Annotated in this window: 21 protein-coding genes; 5 read left to right on the plus strand and 16 right to left on the minus strand. The window is 64.4% G+C overall.

The genetic code is table 11. The features are described from left to right. Positions 1-131: 131 nt before the first annotated feature. The 7 genes from QZY03_RS29945 to uvrA all read right to left on the minus strand — a co-directional run bounded on the left by QZY03_RS29945 (position 132) and on the right by uvrA (position 5,551). Positions 132-1,079 (minus strand): DUF1848 domain-containing protein, encoded by a 948-nt coding sequence (locus QZY03_RS29945; protein ID WP_295587709.1) that lies wholly within the window; start codon positions 1,077-1,079, stop codon positions 132-134. Positions 1,080-1,121: 42 nt separating this feature from the next. Continuing rightward, positions 1,122-1,316, minus strand: coding sequence for a hypothetical protein (locus QZY03_RS29950; RefSeq protein WP_295587711.1), 195 nt, complete (start codon positions 1,314-1,316; stop codon positions 1,122-1,124). Next, positions 1,313-1,633, minus strand: coding sequence for a HipA N-terminal domain-containing protein (locus QZY03_RS29955; RefSeq protein WP_295587713.1), 321 nt, complete (start codon positions 1,631-1,633; stop codon positions 1,313-1,315). The genes QZY03_RS29950 and QZY03_RS29955 overlap by 4 nt, the downstream gene beginning before the upstream one ends. Next, complete coding sequence (locus QZY03_RS29960; RefSeq protein ID WP_295587715.1) at positions 1,623-1,898, minus strand: helix-turn-helix domain-containing protein; 276 nt, start codon at positions 1,896-1,898, stop codon at positions 1,623-1,625. The genes QZY03_RS29955 and QZY03_RS29960 overlap by 11 nt, the downstream gene beginning before the upstream one ends. Before the next feature lie 153 nt (positions 1,899-2,051). Further along, positions 2,052-2,336 (minus strand): helix-turn-helix domain-containing protein, encoded by a 285-nt coding sequence (locus tag QZY03_RS29965; RefSeq protein WP_295587717.1) that lies wholly within the window; start codon positions 2,334-2,336, stop codon positions 2,052-2,054. 5 nt (positions 2,337-2,341) lie between these two features. Next, a complete protein-coding gene (locus tag QZY03_RS29970; RefSeq protein WP_295587719.1) occupies positions 2,342-2,656 on the minus strand; it encodes a type II toxin-antitoxin system RelE/ParE family toxin in 315 nt (104 codons plus the stop codon). Between the two features lie 66 nt (positions 2,657-2,722). Beyond that, positions 2,723-5,551, minus strand: a complete 2,829-nt coding sequence (uvrA, locus tag QZY03_RS29975; protein ID WP_295587721.1) for an excinuclease ABC subunit UvrA — start codon at positions 5,549-5,551, stop codon at positions 2,723-2,725. 304 nt (positions 5,552-5,855) lie between these two features. Here uvrA and QZY03_RS29980 point away from each other — a divergent pair, with 304 nt between their 5' ends. After that, positions 5,856-7,235, plus strand: a complete 1,380-nt coding sequence (locus tag QZY03_RS29980; RefSeq protein ID WP_295587723.1) for an MFS transporter — start codon at positions 5,856-5,858, stop codon at positions 7,233-7,235. A 58-nt stretch (positions 7,236-7,293) separates the two neighbouring features. Beyond that, the gene (gene ssb, locus QZY03_RS29985) at positions 7,294-7,782 is read left to right on the plus strand and encodes a single-stranded DNA-binding protein (protein ID WP_363169427.1); all 489 of its coding nucleotides are present in this window, start codon (positions 7,294-7,296) and stop codon (positions 7,780-7,782) included. Between the two features lie 178 nt (positions 7,783-7,960). Here the strand turns inward: ssb and QZY03_RS29990 are convergent, their stop codons facing one another. The 4 genes from QZY03_RS29990 to QZY03_RS30005 all read right to left on the minus strand — a co-directional run bounded on the left by QZY03_RS29990 (position 7,961) and on the right by QZY03_RS30005 (position 13,075). Continuing rightward, the gene (locus QZY03_RS29990; protein WP_295587725.1) at positions 7,961-8,932 is read right to left on the minus strand and encodes a Gfo/Idh/MocA family oxidoreductase; all 972 of its coding nucleotides are present in this window, start codon (positions 8,930-8,932) and stop codon (positions 7,961-7,963) included. A 303-nt stretch (positions 8,933-9,235) separates the two neighbouring features. Next, positions 9,236-10,201, minus strand: coding sequence for an alcohol dehydrogenase catalytic domain-containing protein (locus QZY03_RS29995; protein WP_295587727.1), 966 nt, complete (start codon positions 10,199-10,201; stop codon positions 9,236-9,238). Next, positions 10,201-12,462, minus strand: a complete 2,262-nt coding sequence (ptsP, locus tag QZY03_RS30000) for a phosphoenolpyruvate--protein phosphotransferase (protein WP_295587748.1) — start codon at positions 12,460-12,462, stop codon at positions 10,201-10,203. The genes QZY03_RS29995 and ptsP overlap by 1 nt, the downstream gene beginning before the upstream one ends. 73 nt (positions 12,463-12,535) lie before the next feature. Then, on the minus strand, positions 12,536-13,075 hold the full coding sequence (locus QZY03_RS30005) for an RNA pyrophosphohydrolase (protein WP_026199687.1): 540 nt from the start codon (positions 13,073-13,075) through the stop codon (positions 12,536-12,538). Between the two features lie 462 nt (positions 13,076-13,537). On the opposite strand from QZY03_RS30005, the gene QZY03_RS30010 reads away from it, so the two are divergent. After that, positions 13,538-14,194 carry an HAD family phosphatase gene (locus QZY03_RS30010; protein WP_295587730.1) on the plus strand — a complete coding sequence of 219 codons (657 nt, stop codon included), beginning with the start codon at positions 13,538-13,540 and terminating at the stop codon, positions 14,192-14,194. A gap of 89 nt (positions 14,195-14,283) precedes the next feature. On the opposite strand, the gene QZY03_RS30015 is transcribed toward QZY03_RS30010, so the two are convergent. Then, positions 14,284-14,481, minus strand: a complete 198-nt coding sequence (locus QZY03_RS30015; protein ID WP_295587732.1) for a type II toxin-antitoxin system HicA family toxin — start codon at positions 14,479-14,481, stop codon at positions 14,284-14,286. Further along, complete coding sequence (locus QZY03_RS30020) at positions 14,481-14,711, minus strand: DUF1902 domain-containing protein (protein WP_295587734.1); 231 nt, start codon at positions 14,709-14,711, stop codon at positions 14,481-14,483. The genes QZY03_RS30015 and QZY03_RS30020 overlap by 1 nt, the downstream gene beginning before the upstream one ends. Positions 14,712-14,973: 262 nt before the next feature. Between QZY03_RS30020 and QZY03_RS30025 the strand changes: the two genes are divergently transcribed. Both QZY03_RS30025 and QZY03_RS30030 read left to right on the plus strand, forming a co-directional pair. After that, complete coding sequence (locus QZY03_RS30025; RefSeq protein WP_295587736.1) at positions 14,974-15,141, plus strand: hypothetical protein; 168 nt, start codon at positions 14,974-14,976, stop codon at positions 15,139-15,141. An 83-nt stretch (positions 15,142-15,224) separates the two neighbouring features. Beyond that, on the plus strand, positions 15,225-16,289 hold the full coding sequence (locus QZY03_RS30030; protein ID WP_295587738.1) for a hypothetical protein: 1,065 nt from the start codon (positions 15,225-15,227) through the stop codon (positions 16,287-16,289). A gap of 427 nt (positions 16,290-16,716) precedes the next feature. Here the strand turns inward: QZY03_RS30030 and QZY03_RS30035 are convergent, their stop codons facing one another. The 3 genes from QZY03_RS30035 to QZY03_RS30045 all read right to left on the minus strand — a co-directional run bounded on the left by QZY03_RS30035 (position 16,717) and on the right by QZY03_RS30045 (position 18,055). Then, complete coding sequence (locus QZY03_RS30035; RefSeq protein ID WP_295587740.1) at positions 16,717-16,923, minus strand: hypothetical protein; 207 nt, start codon at positions 16,921-16,923, stop codon at positions 16,717-16,719. Next, positions 16,920-17,204: a DUF4258 domain-containing protein gene (locus QZY03_RS30040; RefSeq protein WP_295587742.1), complete on the minus strand. Its 285-nt coding sequence runs from the start codon at positions 17,202-17,204 to the stop codon at positions 16,920-16,922. The genes QZY03_RS30035 and QZY03_RS30040 overlap by 4 nt, the downstream gene beginning before the upstream one ends. Before the next feature lie 329 nt (positions 17,205-17,533). After that, a complete protein-coding gene (locus QZY03_RS30045) occupies positions 17,534-18,055 on the minus strand; it encodes a hypothetical protein (RefSeq protein WP_295587744.1) in 522 nt (173 codons plus the stop codon). Positions 18,056-18,110 lie beyond the last annotated feature (55 nt).

An 18,110-nucleotide genomic window follows, 5' to 3' on the forward strand; every position in this document is an offset into this window, starting at 1 on the left:
GTCCCGCCGCGATGCGGTGCCGCGGTGACCGCGAAGGCTGCGGTGACGCGCCCGGCCTCATCGCGGCGGGACGCCGCTCTCACAGGGTCGCTGCGCGACTTTCACGGCAGAGTCCGGATGGCGGCAGTTGATCAGATCGACCACTCACGAGTGCGTCTCCTTTCTGGTAACGGCAAGGCCCGATGTTGACCAATCATCGATGCCGATTCCGGATCCCGCGCCGCGTGATTCGCCCCGGCAGCCTTGAAGCTGCGCGTGGCATAACAATAGACGCAGCCGAAGAGGCAGGAGTCGTACATCCCGATATCACGGCTTTCGATACAACCGCAGGCTGTGCGTTGTCCCTTGTCCTTTTTGCGGCTGACATCGATTCCGAATACTTCTCGGATCAACTGATCGTCAATACACTTGCCGGGCGCAATACCGGCCGCGGTCAGATCCATGGTTTCGGCGCAGCTCTGAATGCGGAGTGAGTGTGCTTGCGCAATCCGGGCCAGTTGCTGCATCAGTGCTCCGTCTCGTTCGGCATCGTAAACACGGTACTTGAATTCAGGCTGTTCTTTTCCCAAGCGGTCCAGTCGCCGGGCCGCCTTGGCATAGGGATCGAGAATACTGATCACGACACCGCGGGTCGCGCCGTCCAGCGCCTTCGCAATGCGCGCGAAGTTCTCCAGATGAAAGGCGTGATCCGTTGCGTCGGACAACAGGATCGGATCATAACGCCAGACCACCCGCTCAGGGCCGATGGCCTCGGTAAGGCGGCGAAAAGCCGCGACCGCCCTGTCCAGCGGGGGCGAATAGGGATCAATGGCCGCGGGATAGTTGACCAGGGTGTACTGAAAATAGAAGCGAAAGCCGCGCCCCTTCAATTCAGCGACCGCCTTCAGGAAAGGAGCGGCCCAGCGCGTCCAGAAGACCAGTAGGGTAATGTCCGGACGCAACTCGACCCGCGACACCTGTTTGCTGTTGAATGGATTGGGCATGGCGCACCACCCGGCGCGTACCCGGCGCATGAACCACTGGCCGTAGAACGCCGGAATGTCGGTGCGGCGGCTGGCGCTGATGATGCGTAAGTGCATGGATAAAAACTGAGCGTAAACAGAGGGTCGGTATGGTCTGAATCAGGCTGATGGCCGCGTGCCCACTCTGGCGTACGCCAAGCCGGTTTCCCACGCGGCGCTGATCTTCGCACGCAGCGTTGATGCGATGCGGTCATCGTTTTTGGCTTGCTGCAATGTTTCACTCATGGCTTGGGCGATGCTCTGAACGATGGCCTCTGGTTTGGCAACGCCGCAAACGCGCCGTCCGAACGTCATGAGCGCTTCGTTGGTCGAATCGATCGAGTACCAGCAGTTGACCATCGTCGGAAAGTGCGAGGTTTGGCGTCTTGATGCCGGCTTTCTTGGCGGTGCTCAAGCAGGTCGCCTTCAGGCAGGTTCTGATCCATGCTCGGGAACAAGTCGCCATCCTGCCAGGTGAGCCGCGTGTCGGCGGGCATCAGCAGGGCGACGGCGGGCTGATGCACCGCGGGCGAGAGATACCGGAATTCGTAGAGGGAGCGCTTCAGCAACTGGCCGGCACTGCGATTGTCGCCGATGGCAACCTCCAGCAGCGGGATCTTGTCAGGCAGCATCCTCGTCCTCGTCCAGCCTGAACCGGTCAGCAACCTCCTGCATGGTCGGGAGACCGGCTTTTTCCAGCCGCATGGCGAGACCCAGCGCCGCAAGCACCGCCATCAGCGAGGAGAGGGTGATGTCTTCCCCGCTCTCAAGGCGATAGATCACTTCACGCACCTTGCCGGCACGTTGCGCGAGATCTGTTTTTGACAGGCCGAGCGCTTGACGCCGTGCGCGTATCTGCACGCCAAGTTCGTCAGGCAGGCGTATCGTGTCAGTCATAGCTTACAGTCTTGGACGAAAGGCGTCACTTTGCAAGTTATAACTGACAGGAGGTTTCCCGCTGGGCCTCCGGCAGCGTGCCCACCTCGGTGACCGGGTTGACCCTGTTGTTGGGCAGGCAGGCGCCCATCAGCGCAAGATCCCGGCCACTCGTCAACGTACGGCAAGCTCGACCCGGCCGCCGGTCCTCGCGGTCAGCCGTACGAGCATGTCCAGGCTGAACTTGTCGTACTTGCCTCGGACCAGGTCGGACACTCGTGATTGGCCGATTCCCAGTTGCTCGGCCGCTTCGGTTTGGGTCCAGCCTCGTTCAAGGAGGATCTCGCGCAACCGCGCCATCAACTCGGCGCGTAGGGCGAGGATGGCGGCCTCGTCCGGTGGAAAGCCCAAGTCCGCAAAGACGTTGCCGCTGGATTCGACGATGGGTTCCGATGTCATGGTCTCTAACTCGCAATCTGTCGGTACCGGCTTGCCGCGAGGGCGATGTCGGATTTGCTGGTCTTGGTGGTCGTCTTGTGGAAGGCATGGAGGACGTAAACCGCCGACTCAACTTTCGCCACGTAGATGACGCGCCACTCTCCTTGGGCATGGATGCGGATCTCATAGGCGCCCTGGCCGACGTTGAGCATGGGCTTAAAGTCCGATGGCATCAGGCCACGTTGCACGGCATCCAGTTCAAAACCCGCGTCCCGCCGTGCGTCCGCAGGAAAATTCTGCAGATCATCCAGGCTCGATCCAACGAAACGAAGTGGCTTCATGGTCAGTAGTATATCGATACTTTGATAGTCATCGCGAGTCCTCAGTATTCTTCGGCGACCGGAGTCTCACCACCCCCGCTCCAGCAACGGCTTCAAGAACCGCCCCGTATGTGATCCCGAATCGGCGGCAATCTGCTCCGGCGTACCGACCGCGATGACTTCCCCGCCCTTGTCTCCGCCTTCCGGTCCCAGGTCGATGATCCAGTCGGCGGTCTTGATGACGTCCAGGTTGTGCTCGATGACGATGACGGTGTTGCCGTGGTCGCGCAGGCGGTGCAGGACGTCGAGCAGTTGCTTGACGTCGTGGAAGTGCAGGCCGGTGGTGGGCTCGTCCAGGATGTAGAGCGTCCGGCCGGTATCGCGCTTGCTGAGTTCACGGCTGAGTTTGACCCGCTGCGCCTCGCCGCCGGAGAGGGTGGTGGCGCTCTGGCCCAGGGTGACATAGGACAGGCCCACGTCGACCAGGGTCTGGAGCTTGCGGTGGATGAGCGGTACCGGGGCGAAGAAGGCGAGGGCGTCTTCGATGGTGAGGTTCAGCACCTCGTCGATGGTCTTGCCCTTGTAGCGGATTTCCAGGGTTTCGCGGTTGTAGCGGCGGCCCTTGCAGGTGTCGCACTGGACATAGATGTCCGGCAGGAAGTGCATTTCGACCCGGATCAGCCCGTCGCCCTTGCAGGCTTCGCAGCGTCCGCCCTTGACGTTGAAGCTGAAACGGCCGGGGCCGTAGCCGCGCGAACGCGACTCCGGAACCGCGGTGAAGAGGTCCCGGACCATGCCGAAGAGCCCCGTGTAGGTCGCCGGGTTGGAGCGCGGGGTACGGCCGATGGGGCTCTGGTCGATGTCGACGATCTTGTCGAAGTGGTCCAGGCCCTCGATCGCCCGATGGGGCGCGGGGCTCGCGCTCGCGCCGTTGAACAGCCGGGCGGCGGCCGGGAACAGGGTATCGTTGATCAGGGTGGATTTGCCGGAGCCCGAGACGCCGGTGACACAGCAGAAGGTGCCGACCGGGATGGCCGCGTCCACGCACTTCAGGTTGTTGCCGCCGGCGCCCAGGATGCGTAACTGGCGCTGGGGGTCCGGCGGCGTCCGCTGTGACGGAATGACGATGCGCAGGTCCCCGGACAGGTAGCGTCCGGTCAGTGATTGGGGGTTGGCGGCGATCTGCGCGGCCGTGCCCTGGGCGACTACCGCGCCGCCATGGACCCCGGCGCCCGGCCCCAGATCCACCACCAGATCGGCGGCGCGGATCGCTTCCTCGTCATGTTCGACGACGATCACGGTGTTGCCGATATCGCGCAGGTGGGTGAGTGTCTTGAGCAGTCGCGCGTTGTCGCGCTGGTGCAGGCCGATGGAGGGCTCGTCCAGGATATACATGACGCCGACCAGGCCGGCGCCGATCTGGCTGGCGAGCCGGATGCGTTGGGCCTCGCCGCCGGAAAGCGTCTCGGCGCTGCGCTCCAGGGTCAGATAGTCCAGGCCCACGTCGGTGAGGAAGCGCAGGCGGGTGGCGATCTCGCGGGTGATGCGGGCGCCGATCTCACCGCGGCTGCCGGGCAGGGCCAGGGTCTCGAACCAGGTCAGGGCGTCGCCGAGCGGCAGCGCCGAGAGGCTTGGAAGGTTACGGTCGGCGACAAAGACATGGCGCGCCGACTCATTCAGCCGCGCGCCGCCGCAGGCCGGACAGGGCTGGTGCGAGATGTAGCGGGCCAATTCCTCGCGTACCGCGCTGGAGTCGGTCTCGCGATAGCGTCGCTCCAGGTTGGGGATGATCCCCTCGAAGGGACGCAGCTTGCCGCTGCCGTGCTCATGGGGCAGCTTGAGTTTGAGCTTGTCGGTGCCGGAACCGAAGAGCACCACCTGGCGGGCCTGTTCCGGCAGGTCGACCCAGGCCGCCTCCAGGTCGAACCCATAGTGTTCGGCGACGGCGCGGATCATCTGGAAATAGTAGCCGTTGCGCTTGTCCCAGCCGCGCACCGCGCCGTCGGTCAGGCTCTGAGCGGGTTGGGCAACCACTTTGGCCGGATCGAAGAACTGTTCGACTCCGAGTCCGTCGCAGCTCGGGCAGGCCCCCGCCGGGTTGTTGAACGAGAAGGTGCGCGGTTCCAGTTCGGCGATGCTGTAGCCGCAGACCGGGCAGGCATAGTTGGCGGAGAAGGTGATTTCCGGCGCGGTGCCGTCGGCGTCCATGGCCGCCACCCGCGCGGTGCCGCCGGAGAGGGCGAGCGCGGTCTCAAAGGACTCGGCCAGGCGCAGTTGCAGGTCGGCGCGCACCCGGAAGCGGTCGATGACGACCTCGATGTCGTGCTTCTTCTTCAGATCCAGGTCCGGCGGGCTGTCCAGTTCATACAGGGCGCCGTCGATGCGTGCCCGCACGAACCCCTGGGCGTGCAGTTCGGCGATCAGGCGCTGGTATTCACCCTTGCGCGCCGACACCACCGGGGCCAGGAGCATCAGTTTCTCACCCTCCGGGAGGGCGAGCACCTGGTCGACCATCTGTGAGACCGTCTGCGCCTGGAGTGGCTCGCCGTGCTGCGGGCAGCGCGGGATGCCCACCCGCGCGAACAGCAGGCGCAGGTAGTCGTAGACCTCGGTGATGGTGCCGACGGTGGAACGCGGGTTGTGTGAGGTGGTCTTCTGCTCGATGGAGATGGCGGGGGAGAGGCCCTCGATGTGGTCCACATCGGGTTTCTCCATCACCGACAGGAACTGGCGGGCGTAGGCCGAGAGCGACTCCACATAGCGGCGTTGGCCCTCGGCGTAGATGGTGTCGAAGGCGAGCGAGGACTTGCCCGAGCCTGAGAGCCCGGTCAGCACGATCAGTTTGCCGCGCGGCAGGTCCAGGTCCAGGTTCTTGAGATTGTGGGTGCGGGCGCCGCGGATGCGGATACTGTCCATGACGGGGCTCGGTCGGCTGGTCTGAGGGCGGGATTCCTATTATGCGGAGCGGCGGCCGGCCGACGCAAAACTGCGCTGACGGTCATGCGACGGCGAGGACCTACCCTGCCAGATAAAGGTCTCCCGTGGGAGCGGCCTCCGGCCGCGATGGGGTACCGCGGTGAATGTCGATGGTCGCGATCTCGTGAGGCCTATCGCGGCCGGAGGCCGCTCCCACGGGATCTCCAGGCCGTGTTCTGCTTCCCGCCGGGTGAAACTGGTATCATGCAAGGCACTGTCATCTCCACGCACTGTTGCGTTGCCTGTGAAGCCTGCTGAACCCGAGATCCTTCCCCTGACTCCAGACGAGCGCCGTGCCTCGGTCGGCCTGGCCGGCATCTACGGCTTGCGCATGTTGGGCCTGTTCCTGATTCTGCCGGTTTTCGCGCTCTATGCGGGAGGGGTCAGCGGGGCGACGCCCTTGCTGATCGGGCTGGCCATCGGGGCCTATGGACTGACGCAGGCGCTCCTGCAGATCCCCTTCGGGATGCTGTCCGACCGCATCGGGCGCAAGCCGGTGATCTTCGGCGGGCTGGCGATTTTCGTCCTGGGGAGCGTCATCGCCGCCCTGTCCACGACCATCGAAGGCATCATTATCGGGCGGGTGATTCAGGGGGCCGGGGCGGTTTCGGCGGCGGTGACCGCGCTGGCCGCGGACCTGACCCGCGATGAGGTGCGCACGCGCGCCATGGCCGGGGTCGGGGCGAGCATCGGCATCGCCTTCGGGCTCGCCTTCATTCTGGGGCCTGCCATCGCCCAGATCTGGGGGCTCGCCGGGGTCTTCTGGGCAACCGCGGTGCTGGCCTTCGGCGGCATCCTGGTCCTGTGGCTGGTGGTGCCCAATCCGCGGCGTCGTTCGGTTCACCGTGATGCGGAGCCGGTCGCGAGCCAACTCGGCGGGGTGCTGCGCGACGGCCAGTTGCTGCGACTGAACTTCGGCATTTTCTCGCTGCACCTGATGATGACCGCCATGTTCCTCGTGATCCCCCCGTCCATCGTCGCGGCCGGGGTGGCCGCCGCTGATCATTGGGAGGTCTATCTGCCGGTGCTGCTGGTCGGTCTGGGCGGGATGGTGCCTTTCATCATCATCGCGGAAGGGCAGGGACGGGTGAAGCAGGTCTTTCTCGGCGCCATCGCAGCGGTCGGGCTGGCCGCGCTCGGTTTCTCGTTCTGGGCGACCAGCCTGGTGCCGCTCTTGATTCTGCTGGCGCTGTTCTTTACGGCCGTGAACGTACTCGAAGCCCTGCTGCCGTCCATCATCTCCAAGATCGCCCGCGCCGGGGCCAAGGGCACCGCCATGGGGGTCTATTCCACCTCCCAGTTCATCGGCGCCTTTTTGGGCGGCATGACCGGGGGGCTGGTCCATCAGACCTTCGGCACGCCGGCGGTCTTCCTGTTCGCCGCGGTCTCAGCCCTGGCCTGGGTGCTGGTGGCCGCGACCATGGCCGCGCCGGAGCGCTTGAGCAATCAGCTGATCCGTCTGGGGTCGATCGACACGGACGGGATACTGGCCCTGGAGCAGCAATTGCTGGCCGTGCCTGGGGTGCGCGATGCCGTGGTGGTGCCGGAGGAGGGGGTTGCCTATCTCAAAGTGGACAGCCGCGCACTGGATTCGGCAAGATTACAAGCCTTTGCCGTGGCCTGAGGGCCGCGGCTAATCGATCGGCAATTTTTTTGCCCGCCTGGGCGGGTGCGAGGAAATCATGTCCAGAGGCGTCAACAAAGTCATTCTGATCGGTAATCTCGGCAACGAGCCGGACGTGCGCTACATGCAGAGTGGCGACGCGGTCGCCAATGTCAGCATTGCCACCAGCGAGTCCTGGAAGGACAAGAACACCGGCGAGACGCAGGAGCGCACCGAGTGGCATCGGGTCGTGTTCTTCGGCAAGCTCGCCGAGATCGTCAAGCAGTATCTCCACAAGGGCTCCAAGATCTATGTCGAGGGCCAATTGCGCACCAAGAAGTGGCAGGATAAGGAGGGGCATGATCGCTATACGACCGAGGTCATTGTCGGCGTCGGCGGCACCATGCAGATGCTTGACGGTCGCCCCGGCGGCGGCTCGTCAGTTCCCTACGACGATGTCCCCCGTGCCCAGCCGGCAGCGGGCGGCGCCCGCCCGGCGCCCGCGTCTGCTCCCGCTGCCCCCGAGCAAGGCGGCGGTATGCCTTTCGACGACGATATCCCCTTTTAAATCAACGCAGCGCTTCAGTTCTGTGGGAGCGGCCTCCGGCCGCGATGAGGTGACGTGCGCAACCCGATGGTCGCAATCCCGCGAGGCCCCATCGCGGCCGGAGGCCGCTCCCACGGGATCGCGGCGAAACAGGCTGAGCAACTGAAGCGGACGGTGCTTCAACGATCACCGCGCTCGATCAAGGCTCATTGAGACTGGCCGGATTCCCCGTCGCGGCGGACCGGTAGCAGGCATCCGCCATCCTGAGCGCGGTAATTCCATCCGCGAGCGGCACCGGGCAGTCGCCGCCCTCATCAAGCCAGCGGCAGAACGCGGTCAGGGTCGGCGGCAGGGTCGGCTGATCGCCGGGCTCGGCAATGACCCGCCGCCCCCGCCCCGCGATCCACTCCACCCGGCCGCCCAGGTAATCCACCCAACATTGACCCCGGGTTCCGACCAGTTCCAACAGGGCGCTGCGGCTGTCTGAGAACTTGGCGACCTCGCAGGTGGCGATGAGCGGCCGGTCGGCGTACTCGAAGCGGGCCTCGAACAAGTCCTCGAACGGGTGCCCGAGCAGCGCGCGGGTGCAGGCACTGACCCGGCCCGGCGTCGCCCCGGTGAACCAGCGGACCAGATCGAACCCGTGGACCCCGGTCAGGATCACCGAACCGCCGCCGGCCAGCGTCCGGTCCCGCTGCCAGGCAATGGCATTCGGCTCCAGCCGCTGCGCGATGCGGATGCGGTAGAGTTCGCCCAGGTCCGGCAGCCGTGCACGGGCGGCCAGCAGCGCCGGAGCGTAACGCAGGGTGTGGGCGACCATCACGCGCGCGTCCGTCGGCAGCGCGGCGGCCAAGGTCAAGGCGTCCGCCAGGTTCGCCGTCAGCGGCTTCTCGGTGAGCACCGGCTTGCCCGCCCGCGCCGCCGCCAGAATCGGCGCGGCGTGGGCGCCCGGCGGGGTGGCGACAATGACCGCGTCGACCGCCGGGTCCTCGATCAGCGCGGACCAGTCGCGATGGGCGCGTACGCCATAGCGTCCGGCCAGCGCCGCCGCCGCGGTCTGATTCTGCCGCCAGAGTGCCGCGGGCCGCGCGCCGGGCACATCGCCCGCCGCCAGGTGTCGGAGGTAGCGTTCGCCGTGGGCGCCGCAGCCGAGGATGCCGAATCCGATCATGGGGGTTGCTCCGGGATGGGTGATCCTGAAAAGAGCAGTCAGTTGCCAGCCGCGTAAGTTCAGCACGTTACGCAGCGGCCCCGTGGGAGCGGCCTCCGGCCGCGATGGGGTGCCGCGGCTAACGCCGATGGTCCCTATCCCCCGTGGCCTCATCGCGGCCGGAGGCCGCTCCCACGGGAGATCGTGATCTTGCGACCTGGATAGAGCGTAGCAAAGCCCATCATCCCCGCTGTATGCGACAACGAGCGCCTGGACTACAGGGCGGGCGGGCAGGCAGTGAAGACGTTTTCTTGGGCGCGCTGATTAGCCCCAAGTGTCGCGCTCCCCGATCAAAACCTTGAGCACCCCTCGCTCGCGGCTGCGCGCAAAGGCGGTGAGCCCCGCCGCAAGCGGGTAGACAGAGTCGATCAGATAATCCAGGTCGATGCGGCCGGAGGCGAGCAGCGCCAGGGCCGCGGGGAAGGGGCCGCAGCGCGAGCCCAAAATGCGGATCTCGTCGACCACGATGGCGCTGAGATCGATCGCCGCGGTGCCCTGGTAGGTGCTCTTGAGGACGAGCGTGCCGCGCGGGCGCACCGCCTGGCGGGCGAGGGCAAAACCGGCAGTGGAGCCGGTGCATTCGATGACGCTGTCGCAGTCGGTTGGCGGTGGGTCCGGTTGGCAGCGGGTGGCGATGCCGAGCCGTTCCAGATGGGCGAGTTTGGGCGGGTGGCGGCCGAGTACGGTCAGTCGGCAACCGGTGGGCCGCAATGACTGGGCGATGAGTTGGCCGAGTTTGCCGTCGCCGACCACCAGGACCCGATCGTCCGGCCCGATGTACATCTGCTCCTGGATGTCCAGGGCGGCGGCCAGCGGTTCGGTGAAGACCGCTTGTGCGGGGGAGACGCTGTCCGGGACCAGATGCAGGTTGGCGATGGGGACGGCCAGCCGTTCGGCGAAGGCGCCGGGGCGATCACGGATGCCGATGACCCGCCGGTTGGCGCAGTGTTTGGTGAGCCCGGCCAGGCAGCGCGCGCAGTGTCCGCACGCCAGGTTGATCTCGGCGACGACGGTGCGGCCGAGCAGGTCGGTCGGACCGGACGCGACCACGCCGACGAATTCATGACCGGGAATGCCGGTGTATGGATAGAGCCCCTGCACGAGTTGGTGGTCGGTGCTGCAGATGCCGCGCAGGATCGGCCTGATCAGGCACTCGCCGGGGCCGGGCACAGGTTCGGGGAGGTCGCCGCGCAGGGTGAGTTGCCGGTCCTCGAGCCAGAGCCCCCGCATCACCGCCCCGGCCGCACCAAGCCCGCCAGCCCCAAAGTATCCAGGGTATTGAACAGCAGCCGGCGTACGGAGGCGGCGTCTTCGCATTGGAGCGCGGCTTTGAGGACTTCACGCGCGCGCCCGCGGCTGATGCTGCGGATGACCCGCTTGACCCGCAGCAGGCTGCTCGCACCCATGCTGAGGCTGTTCACGCCCATGCCGAGCAACAAGATCGAGGCCATCGGGTCGCCGGCCATCTCGCCGCAGATGCTCACCTCGCGGCCATGCACCCGGGCGCCCACCAGCACCTGCATCAGGGCGCGCAGCACGGCCGGGTGGAGATCGTCGAACAGCTTGGCAACATGCGGATTGTTGCGGTCGACGGCGAGCAGATACTGGGTCAGATCGTTGGTGCCCACCGAGAGGAAGTCCACCCGCCGGGCGATGGCCTCGGACTGGTAGACCGCCGCGGGAACCTCGATCATGGCGCCGATCGGCGGCATTTTGACCTGATAGCCTTCTTCCAGCAGTTCATCGTGGGCGCGCTGCACCAGGGTCAGGGATTCGTCGATCTCACCCACGGTGCTGATCATCGGGAACAGCAGTTGCAGATTGTCGAGCCCGATGGCGGCACGCAGGATGGCGCGAATCTGGGTGAGGAAGATCTCCGGATGGTCGAGGGTGATGCGGATGCCCCGCCAGCCCAGGAAGGGGTTGGCCTCATGCATCGGGAAATAGGGCAGGGGTTTGTCGCCGCCGATGTCCAGGGTGCGGATGGTCACCGGCCGCGGCGCGAAGAGTTCCAGCACCCGCCGGTAGTTGGACATCTGGGCCGCCTCGCTGGGGAAGCTGTCGCGCACGATGAACGGCAGTTCGGTGCGGTAGAGTCCCACGCCGGCGGATTCCTCGATCCCCAGCGGGCGGCTCTCCGAGACCAGCCCGGTGTTCAGGTACAGCGGCAGCACATAGCCGTCGGTGGTCTCGGCCGGCAGGTGGCGCAGGGACTGGAGTTCATGGGTCATGGCCCGGTCGTCCTCGGCCATGCGCTGATACTCGGCGCGTACCGCGGGCCCCGGGGCGACATAGACCCGGCCGCGGTAGCCGTCCACCACCATGTCGCGGCCCTCGACGCGACCCACCGGCAGGTCCGCCACCCCCATGGCCGCGGGTACGCCCATCCCCCGCGCCAGGATGGCGACGTGCGACGATCCGGAACCGCCGGTGGAGACCATGCCGACGAAGCGCTCGCGCGGCACGTCGGCGATCTGCATCGCCGAGATCTCCTCACCCACCAGGATGGTCTTGGGCGGATACTGAATGGGCGCCGCGGTGAGGTTCTGCAGCCGGGTGAGGATGCAGCGGCCCAAGTCGCGCACGTCCGTGCCGCGCTCGCGCAGATAGGCATCCTCCATCGCATCGAAAACCCTGGCGTGTTCGGCGATGGTCGCCCGCAGCGCCCCCGGCGCCCAGTTGCCGGCACGGATGCGCGTCAGGGTTCCGTCGATCAGAGTGTCGCTCTCCAGCATCAGGCGCCAGGCGTCGAACAGGGCCATATCCTCGGCGCTGAGGTTGCTCTGGGTCCGCAGGGCCATGCGGTCCAGGTCCTCGGCCACGTCCTGCACCGCGTTGCGGAAACTCTCCTCCTCGACCTCGGGATTCTCGATGCGGCGGTCGGGAATGGCATCCAGGTCGGCCGGCGGGTAGACCACTACCGCGGTGCCGATGCCGATGCCGGGCGCGGCGGGCAGGCCGGGCAGGAAACGCTGCGGGATACCCTCGTCCTGAAGGCGCGCCAGTTCGCCATTGATGCGGGCGTAGGTGATGGCGCCCGCGAGTTGCGAGGCCAGGGTGACGACGAAGGTCACCTCTTCTTCCTGGTAGTGCCGTTTCTCCAGTTGGCGCAGCACCAGCACGCCCAGAACCTTGCGGTTCTGGATGATGGGCGCTCCCAGGAAGCCGTGAAAACGCTGTTCGCCGGTGTCGGTGATGCACAGATAGCGCGGGTGGGCGGCGGCGTCGTCCAGGTTGAGGGGCTCCGCGCGCTCGCTCACCAGGCCGACCAGGCCGCGCCCCATTTCGATGCGGACCCGCCCCACCGCCGCCTGGCGCAGGCCGTCGGTGGCCTGGAGGATGTGGCGGCGGTTGTCGTAGTCATTGAGATAGACGGAGCAGACGTCGGCGCCCACGGCCTCCTTGACGCGGCGGACGATGATCGCCAACGCCTGCTCCAAGTCGGGGGCGTTATCGACCTCTTGGACGATGCGACGCAGGGATTCGAGCATGCGGATCATGGCCGGGCGGACCTTCCTTAAACCGAGAAAAAGCTAACCGAAAGAATACAGTTCCAGTTCAATATCAGCGGCGTCGCTGACGCAGGAAACCAGTGGCACGGGGCGGCAGTTCGTTGCGGTCCGGCACCCCGTCCGGGTAGAGCAGGGGCGCCAGTTCCTCGAGCGCCAGCTCGTAGACCCGGCGTTTGAAGTAGACCACCTCGTGCAGCGGTTGCCAATAACGCACCCAGCGCCAGGCGTCGAACTCCGGCTTCTCGGTCTTGTCGAGACAGAACGCATCCTCGCCGCAGTCGACCCGCAGCATGAACCAAATCTGCTTCTGGCCGATGCAGGTCGGGCCGCAATGGCGGCGGATGTAACGCTTGGGCAGGTGATAGCGCAGCCAGCCCTGAGTGCAACCGAGGATCGTGACATGCTGGGACTGCAGGCCGACCTCCTCCTCCAACTCCCGAAACATGGCCTGCGCCGGGGTTTCGTCGCAGTTGATGCCCCCCTGGGGAAACTGCCAGGCATTCTGACCCACTCGCCGGCCCCAAAAGAGGCGGCGTTCCTGGTTCGTTAGAATAATGCCCACATTGGGGCGGAAACCGTCGCGGTCGATCAAGGAACCGTACCCCGCCTTGTTGTGGCTTTCATTCTTCCACATTCGGATTAGGGCGGGCAAGCAAGAGATTTGCATAAGCGATTGCCGTTGCACGGCTTTCCACGGGTCGCGCTGCGTTCTTCGGGTCCGCTCGGGCGCGGGCGGCGTCGTCCGCCTCAGGTTGCACGTGCGCACCGCCCGCTTTCCCCGTCCAGTCCCTGGCTCCGGGGCCGCGGCCCAGCCCTGGAAAAAAACTGGAATAACTAATAGAATCAAACCTTGTTTCGATCTCAGGGGCGGGCTGGCCTGGCGGCCCGCCCGCGCCATGTGAACACCTGGTACCACCCTGTCCGTTCGTTGTTCATCGGCGCTGCTCGCGGATGACCTTGTTTCTCGGGTTGAACCCTCGGGCAGATCAGGCACAATGCGGCCAACGACGCGTCGTGCCGGTGTCCGGGCACGAACCGGAACAGGAACTACCGTATGGCTTTAGCGATCTTCGACCTCGACAACACCCTGCTCGCCGGGGACTCCGATCACCTGTGGGGCCAATTCCTGGTCGCCCAGGGGCTGGAAGACGGCACCGAGTTCGCGCGCACCAACGATGCCTTCTATCGCGACTACCAGCAAGGGAACCTGGATATCGACGCCTTCCTGCGTTTCTCCCTGCGCCCGTTACGCGATCATCCGCCGGAACTCCTGGAATCTCTGCGTGCCCGTTTTGTGCGCGAATGCATCAAGCCGCTGATGCTGCCCGCCGCCCGGGCACTGGTCGACCGCCATCGGGCGGCCGGGGACACCCTGCTGATCATCACCGCCAGCAACACCTTCATCACCGCGCCGACCGCGGCGCTCTTCGGCGTGCCGCACCTGATCGCGACCGATCCGGAAGTGCGCGAGGGCCGCTTCACCGGTGCGGTGTCCGGCATTCCGTCCTTCCAGGCCGGCAAGGTCACCCGGCTGGAGGTCTGGCTCGCGGCCCAGGGCGAGTCCCTGGCGGGCAGCAGTTTCTACAGCGATTCGCACAACGATTTGCCGTTGTTGGAGCGGGTGGATCGGCCGGTGGCGGTCGACCCGGACGCGGTCTTGCGCGAGGCGGCACTGGCGCGTGGTTGGGATATTCTGTCGTTGCGCGGGTGAGGGCAGGGCGGTCAATGCGCGCGGGCTGGGCGCATGGTCAGGACCCGCGGGGTCGTGCCGGGATCAACGCTCGTCCGGGGCCGCGCGCATCAGAATGAGCGTGGCAGACCTGCCTGTTTGAGAACGGTATTTGCCATGTGGCGAGAGACGATCTTCGTATCGACGGGAAAGCGACGACCGGTGATCGGGCTCTCCCAAATGTCATGGTCGCCTTTGCCATGCCTGACCATCCAACATCCGGCCGCCTTGAGCTGCCGGATCAGGTCGGGTGTGAAGTTCTGACCCATCAGGCGGCGTGGCGCATCTGTCCCAGATGCGCTGTCGTCAGCAACCGCAGCGGAATATCATCCTCTCTCGGGCAACCGTTCTCCTCCAGCATTTCCGGCACCCGCACCTGCAAGAGTGCCATCATCGCCTCCAGCGTCGCCGCCTCGCCGACCAGTCCGGGAACATTGCTGTCCTCGACATACCAGACGCAAGCCTCGGCATCCCACTCGACTCGGATTTCGTAGAACATCGCGCGCGACCTCTCGCAAAGATAGTACCCCAGCTCCAGTATCCACTTCCGGCATGAAATAAGTGCCATCCAACACGCCGGGTGCGCGATCGTTTCGGCCGCCCTTTCAACATCCTTGCGCGCCTCATTCTTGTACAATCGCGCAAGCGTATCAAGCCGATACCTATTATCTACACCCTCTGCCCCATCCGCTGTCGCACGCATCGGCCACTTGGGGTGAGCGGTGGACCGGCGAGCGCGCCAAGTCGTGAACAGAGGACTCATGCGCAAGACTCTCCCTGCGGCGTTCGGAAAGCTGGAGCGCGATAAGGACGGGCACACCACCGCTTGGCACCCGCTGACGGACCATCTCATCGGTGACTCCGACATTGATGAGCCTGCCGAGCCACCGCCGATCGGACAGGAGCGCACGACCCGCCTGGAACGATGAGGCAGAGCAGATTTGGTACGACTTGGCTCAAGTTTACGGTCGGAGGTACCGATAACAAGGTATCACTCACACCGGAGGTCGCCATGCAGATCATTGCTGACAACGTACAAATGGACTCTCGGCACACCGCTATGCAGCGGCGCGAGACCCGCGAGTCGCTTGGCGTCTGGTCCAATCGGGAGGCGCCGGGGGTCCGCGATGAGGAGACGCGTCCAGAGCGCCCCGCCCGTCCCGAGGTCAGCATCTCCGAGGCGGGTAAGGCGGCGCAACTGGCCGAGACGAGCGCCGTGGCTGACGCCGAGGAAGCCGCCGATGCCGATCCGAAGCTTGCGCTGATCCGCTCCTTGGTCGAATTCTTTACCGGCCGACAGGTGAAGATCTTCGACGCGGGACAGCTCGCGGCGGCGCAGCCCAATGCGGAGTCATCCGCAGCGCCCGGCGGCGCGGGCGCTGCGACCAACCAGGACGGGCCCGCTGCGCTCAGTGTTCGTTACGAGCAGCACACCTCATACAGCGAGACCGAGCGGACCGCGTTCACCGCCAAGGGCAGCGTCCGGACGGCCGACGGGCGCGAGATCGCCTTCGACCTGTCGCTGACGATGGCGCGGTCCTACCATGAGGAGAGCAGTGTCAGCATGGTCTTGGAGACGGCGGCGCAGCGCAAGGACCCGCTGGTACTGAACTACGCCGGCACGGCGGCGACATTGACGGACACCCGCTTCTCCTTCGACATCGACGGCGACGGGAGCACCGAGCGCATCGCCTCCGTCGCCGCGGGTAGTGGCTACCTGATGATCGATCGCGACGGCAACGGCCGCGCGACCAACGGCGCCGAGTTGTTCGGTGCCGCCACCGGCAACGGCTTCACGGAGCTCGCGGCGCTCGACGACGACGCAAACGGCTGGATCGATGAGGGCGATGCCGGGTTCGACGAACTCCGCGTGTGGACCCGTGATGGGCAAGGAACGGACCGGCTACAGACTCTGGACGATCTCGGCGTTGGGGCCATCGCGCTGGCCCATGTCGAGACCCCGTTCGACCTCAAGACGACGGCCAACGAGACGCTCGGTCAGGTCCGCGCCTCGGGCATCTTCCTGCGCGAGACCGGCACGGTTGGTACGGTGCAGCAGATCGACTTGACCGTCTGACGCGGCTGACCATTCCGACCCGCGGATCGACGGTACCGGCGGCACCTTCAAGACGACCAAAGATCTCGTCGAGAAGCCCCTGCACGACTACACCATCGCCCGCGCTATGGAGGACCGCAACGTGCTGCGTTAAGCCTCAAGGCAAACCAGAGGGCAAGCCCGCCGCTGCCCCACCGGCCGCCGACGCCATCCCGAGCTCGGCCCCGGCCAAGGGCACCAACCCCAAGCCCTGCCTCCAGCCCATCCAGGCGCTCGGCCAGCGCGCCGTAACAGATCAAGATTCCGGCTCGCCGGGTGCGTCGTCAGGCCATCCTGGCCTGACACCGTCAGGGCTGGAAGCCCTGACGACGCACACCGCTGGCCGGGATTATGATCAAGGCCCCCGAACTCCGACCCTGATAGCGCGCGCTCGCGCTTTGGCCGTTCGTTAGCCGCCTTGATTCATATGCCGAGCAACAAGTTCTCGAACGGCCGGCACTAATTCTGTGGGAATTTCGATAAAAGTTTGACCAGTCGCCAAAAATGCTGCTTCATCTTCAGCGAGAGATTCTTCTTCCGTTTGATTCTCGTAATGCGCTAGCACGCTGGTCACGCGTTTAGTATCCCAACCTGGAGGAAAAATGTTTTCTTTCATTTCGGTTTTCTCCGGTGTCGTCTCCGGAATGCTGCCAACGGTTTACCCTTCAGTTCATAAGCTGTGATAACAAAGACGCTTTCTGGGACTGGGTCGGGTATGTATATGACCCGCAGAAATCTTCCGGACAATGTTCGCCCCAGGGCCACCCTTGAACCGTCTTTACCCGGCCGATCTTCTGCCGCATGGATCAACACTTCTTCGACTTCATCTTCACTGACCCGATGCTCATAGATGTGCGGGACATCGGTTTTCGGATCAATGAAAAAACGTATGTTCACGAACCGATGTATCCATGTTTGCGGCTAACGTGCAGCCTAAAGCGGCGCGCGCCCTCACGGCGCCTGCAAACTGCACGAACCCCGATGGCGCGCGCTCAAGTTTAGGCGAAGGTTAGGCTTTCATTTGTTTCATAATTGAGCCTGGCCCCTTATCCATTGCCGCGCCCGCACGGAGCCTGCGAATTAGCATAACGCCCGTGGCGCGCGCTCGGCTTTGAGCCTAAGGTTAGCTCTTGGGTTTCATAATTGAGCCCCTTTTGCCCTCGGATTTCTATTATAGAACTCGCGACGGTAACCGGGCGGTCCCGCTGGCCCGCTTGTTAGAGCATCTATAGCCCCATACCAAACGACTCATATACGGCCTTCGCCTTATTAAAGATATCAGAGCCAATTTCGGTGAAAGAAACCAATTGCTTTGCCTTGTTGAGCCATTTTTCAATCAAATCTTCGTTTGGTTTCTCTTCGTCCGATAGTTCTTCCTTAATGTTCTTGATCTGTCGGATTACATCTTTGTATGTATCGCTGTCTTTGCTCGCCTCAAGGCATCCGAGCAATGCGTCTAGTTTCTCAATCTGTCGCGACTTCTCGGAGAATGTAGAGCCGATTGTGACATTCCGTCCTTCAATCAGGTTTTGCTGATTATCGCCCTGACTTACGTTCGCAGAATTATTTGCAATGTACCTTCTCTGATCCATTTCAGTAGCCCCGCTGTTGGAGATATGAAAAATCGGGTTCGCGTGCGAAAATCCCGAAACCGGCAGTTTCTCAAAAAATCTTGGCTCATGAGGCCAAGTGTGTGAGGCTTTATTAATTTGGAATAATAGACGATAATGAAATACCGCACAGCACATAATTATCTTTTTGGACTGATATGCTCATTTTTTCCGTCATCGAGTTAATGGACGA

This window comes from uncultured Lamprocystis sp., assembly GCF_903933125.1.
GTDB lineage: Bacteria > Pseudomonadota > Gammaproteobacteria > Chromatiales > Chromatiaceae > Thiodictyon.

Bases quoted from the DNA above. Each gene is read 5' to 3' on its own strand.
- uvrA (WP_295587721.1), bottom strand. From the start codon at position 5,551: ATGGACAGTATCCGCATCCGCGGCGCCCGCACCCACAATCTCAAGAAC.
- QZY03_RS30035 (WP_295587740.1), bottom strand. From the start codon at position 16,923: ATGAAAGAAAACATTTTTCCTCCAGGTTGGGATACTAAACGCGTGACC.
- QZY03_RS29965 (WP_295587717.1), bottom strand. From the start codon at position 2,336: ATGACATCGGAACCCATCGTCGAATCCAGCGGCAACGTCTTTGCGGAC.
- QZY03_RS29970 (WP_295587719.1), bottom strand. From the start codon at position 2,656: ATGAAGCCACTTCGTTTCGTTGGATCGAGCCTGGATGATCTGCAGAAT.
- QZY03_RS30030 (WP_295587738.1), top strand. From the start codon at position 15,225: ATGCAGATCATTGCTGACAACGTACAAATGGACTCTCGGCACACCGCT.
- QZY03_RS29955 (WP_295587713.1), bottom strand. From the start codon at position 1,633: ATGCTGCCTGACAAGATCCCGCTGCTGGAGGTTGCCATCGGCGACAAT.
- QZY03_RS29950 (WP_295587711.1), bottom strand. From the start codon at position 1,316: ATGACGTTCGGACGGCGCGTTTGCGGCGTTGCCAAACCAGAGGCCATC.
- QZY03_RS30015 (WP_295587732.1), bottom strand. From the start codon at position 14,481: ATGGGTCAGAACTTCACACCCGACCTGATCCGGCAGCTCAAGGCGGCC.
- ptsP (WP_295587748.1), bottom strand. From the start codon at position 12,462: ATGCTCGAATCCCTGCGTCGCATCGTCCAAGAGGTCGATAACGCCCCC.
- QZY03_RS29945 (WP_295587709.1), bottom strand. From the start codon at position 1,079: ATGCACTTACGCATCATCAGCGCCAGCCGCCGCACCGACATTCCGGCG.
- QZY03_RS30010 (WP_295587730.1), top strand. From the start codon at position 13,538: ATGGCTTTAGCGATCTTCGACCTCGACAACACCCTGCTCGCCGGGGAC.
- QZY03_RS29990 (WP_295587725.1), bottom strand. From the start codon at position 8,932: ATGATCGGATTCGGCATCCTCGGCTGCGGCGCCCACGGCGAACGCTAC.
- QZY03_RS29995 (WP_295587727.1), bottom strand. From the start codon at position 10,201: ATGCGGGGGCTCTGGCTCGAGGACCGGCAACTCACCCTGCGCGGCGAC.
- QZY03_RS29960 (WP_295587715.1), bottom strand. From the start codon at position 1,898: ATGACTGACACGATACGCCTGCCTGACGAACTTGGCGTGCAGATACGC.
- ssb (WP_363169427.1), top strand. From the start codon at position 7,294: ATGTCCAGAGGCGTCAACAAAGTCATTCTGATCGGTAATCTCGGCAAC.
- QZY03_RS30045 (WP_295587744.1), bottom strand. From the start codon at position 18,055: ATGTGCTGTGCGGTATTTCATTATCGTCTATTATTCCAAATTAATAAA.
- QZY03_RS30020 (WP_295587734.1), bottom strand. From the start codon at position 14,711: ATGTTCTACGAAATCCGAGTCGAGTGGGATGCCGAGGCTTGCGTCTGG.
- QZY03_RS30025 (WP_295587736.1), top strand. From the start codon at position 14,974: ATGCGCAAGACTCTCCCTGCGGCGTTCGGAAAGCTGGAGCGCGATAAG.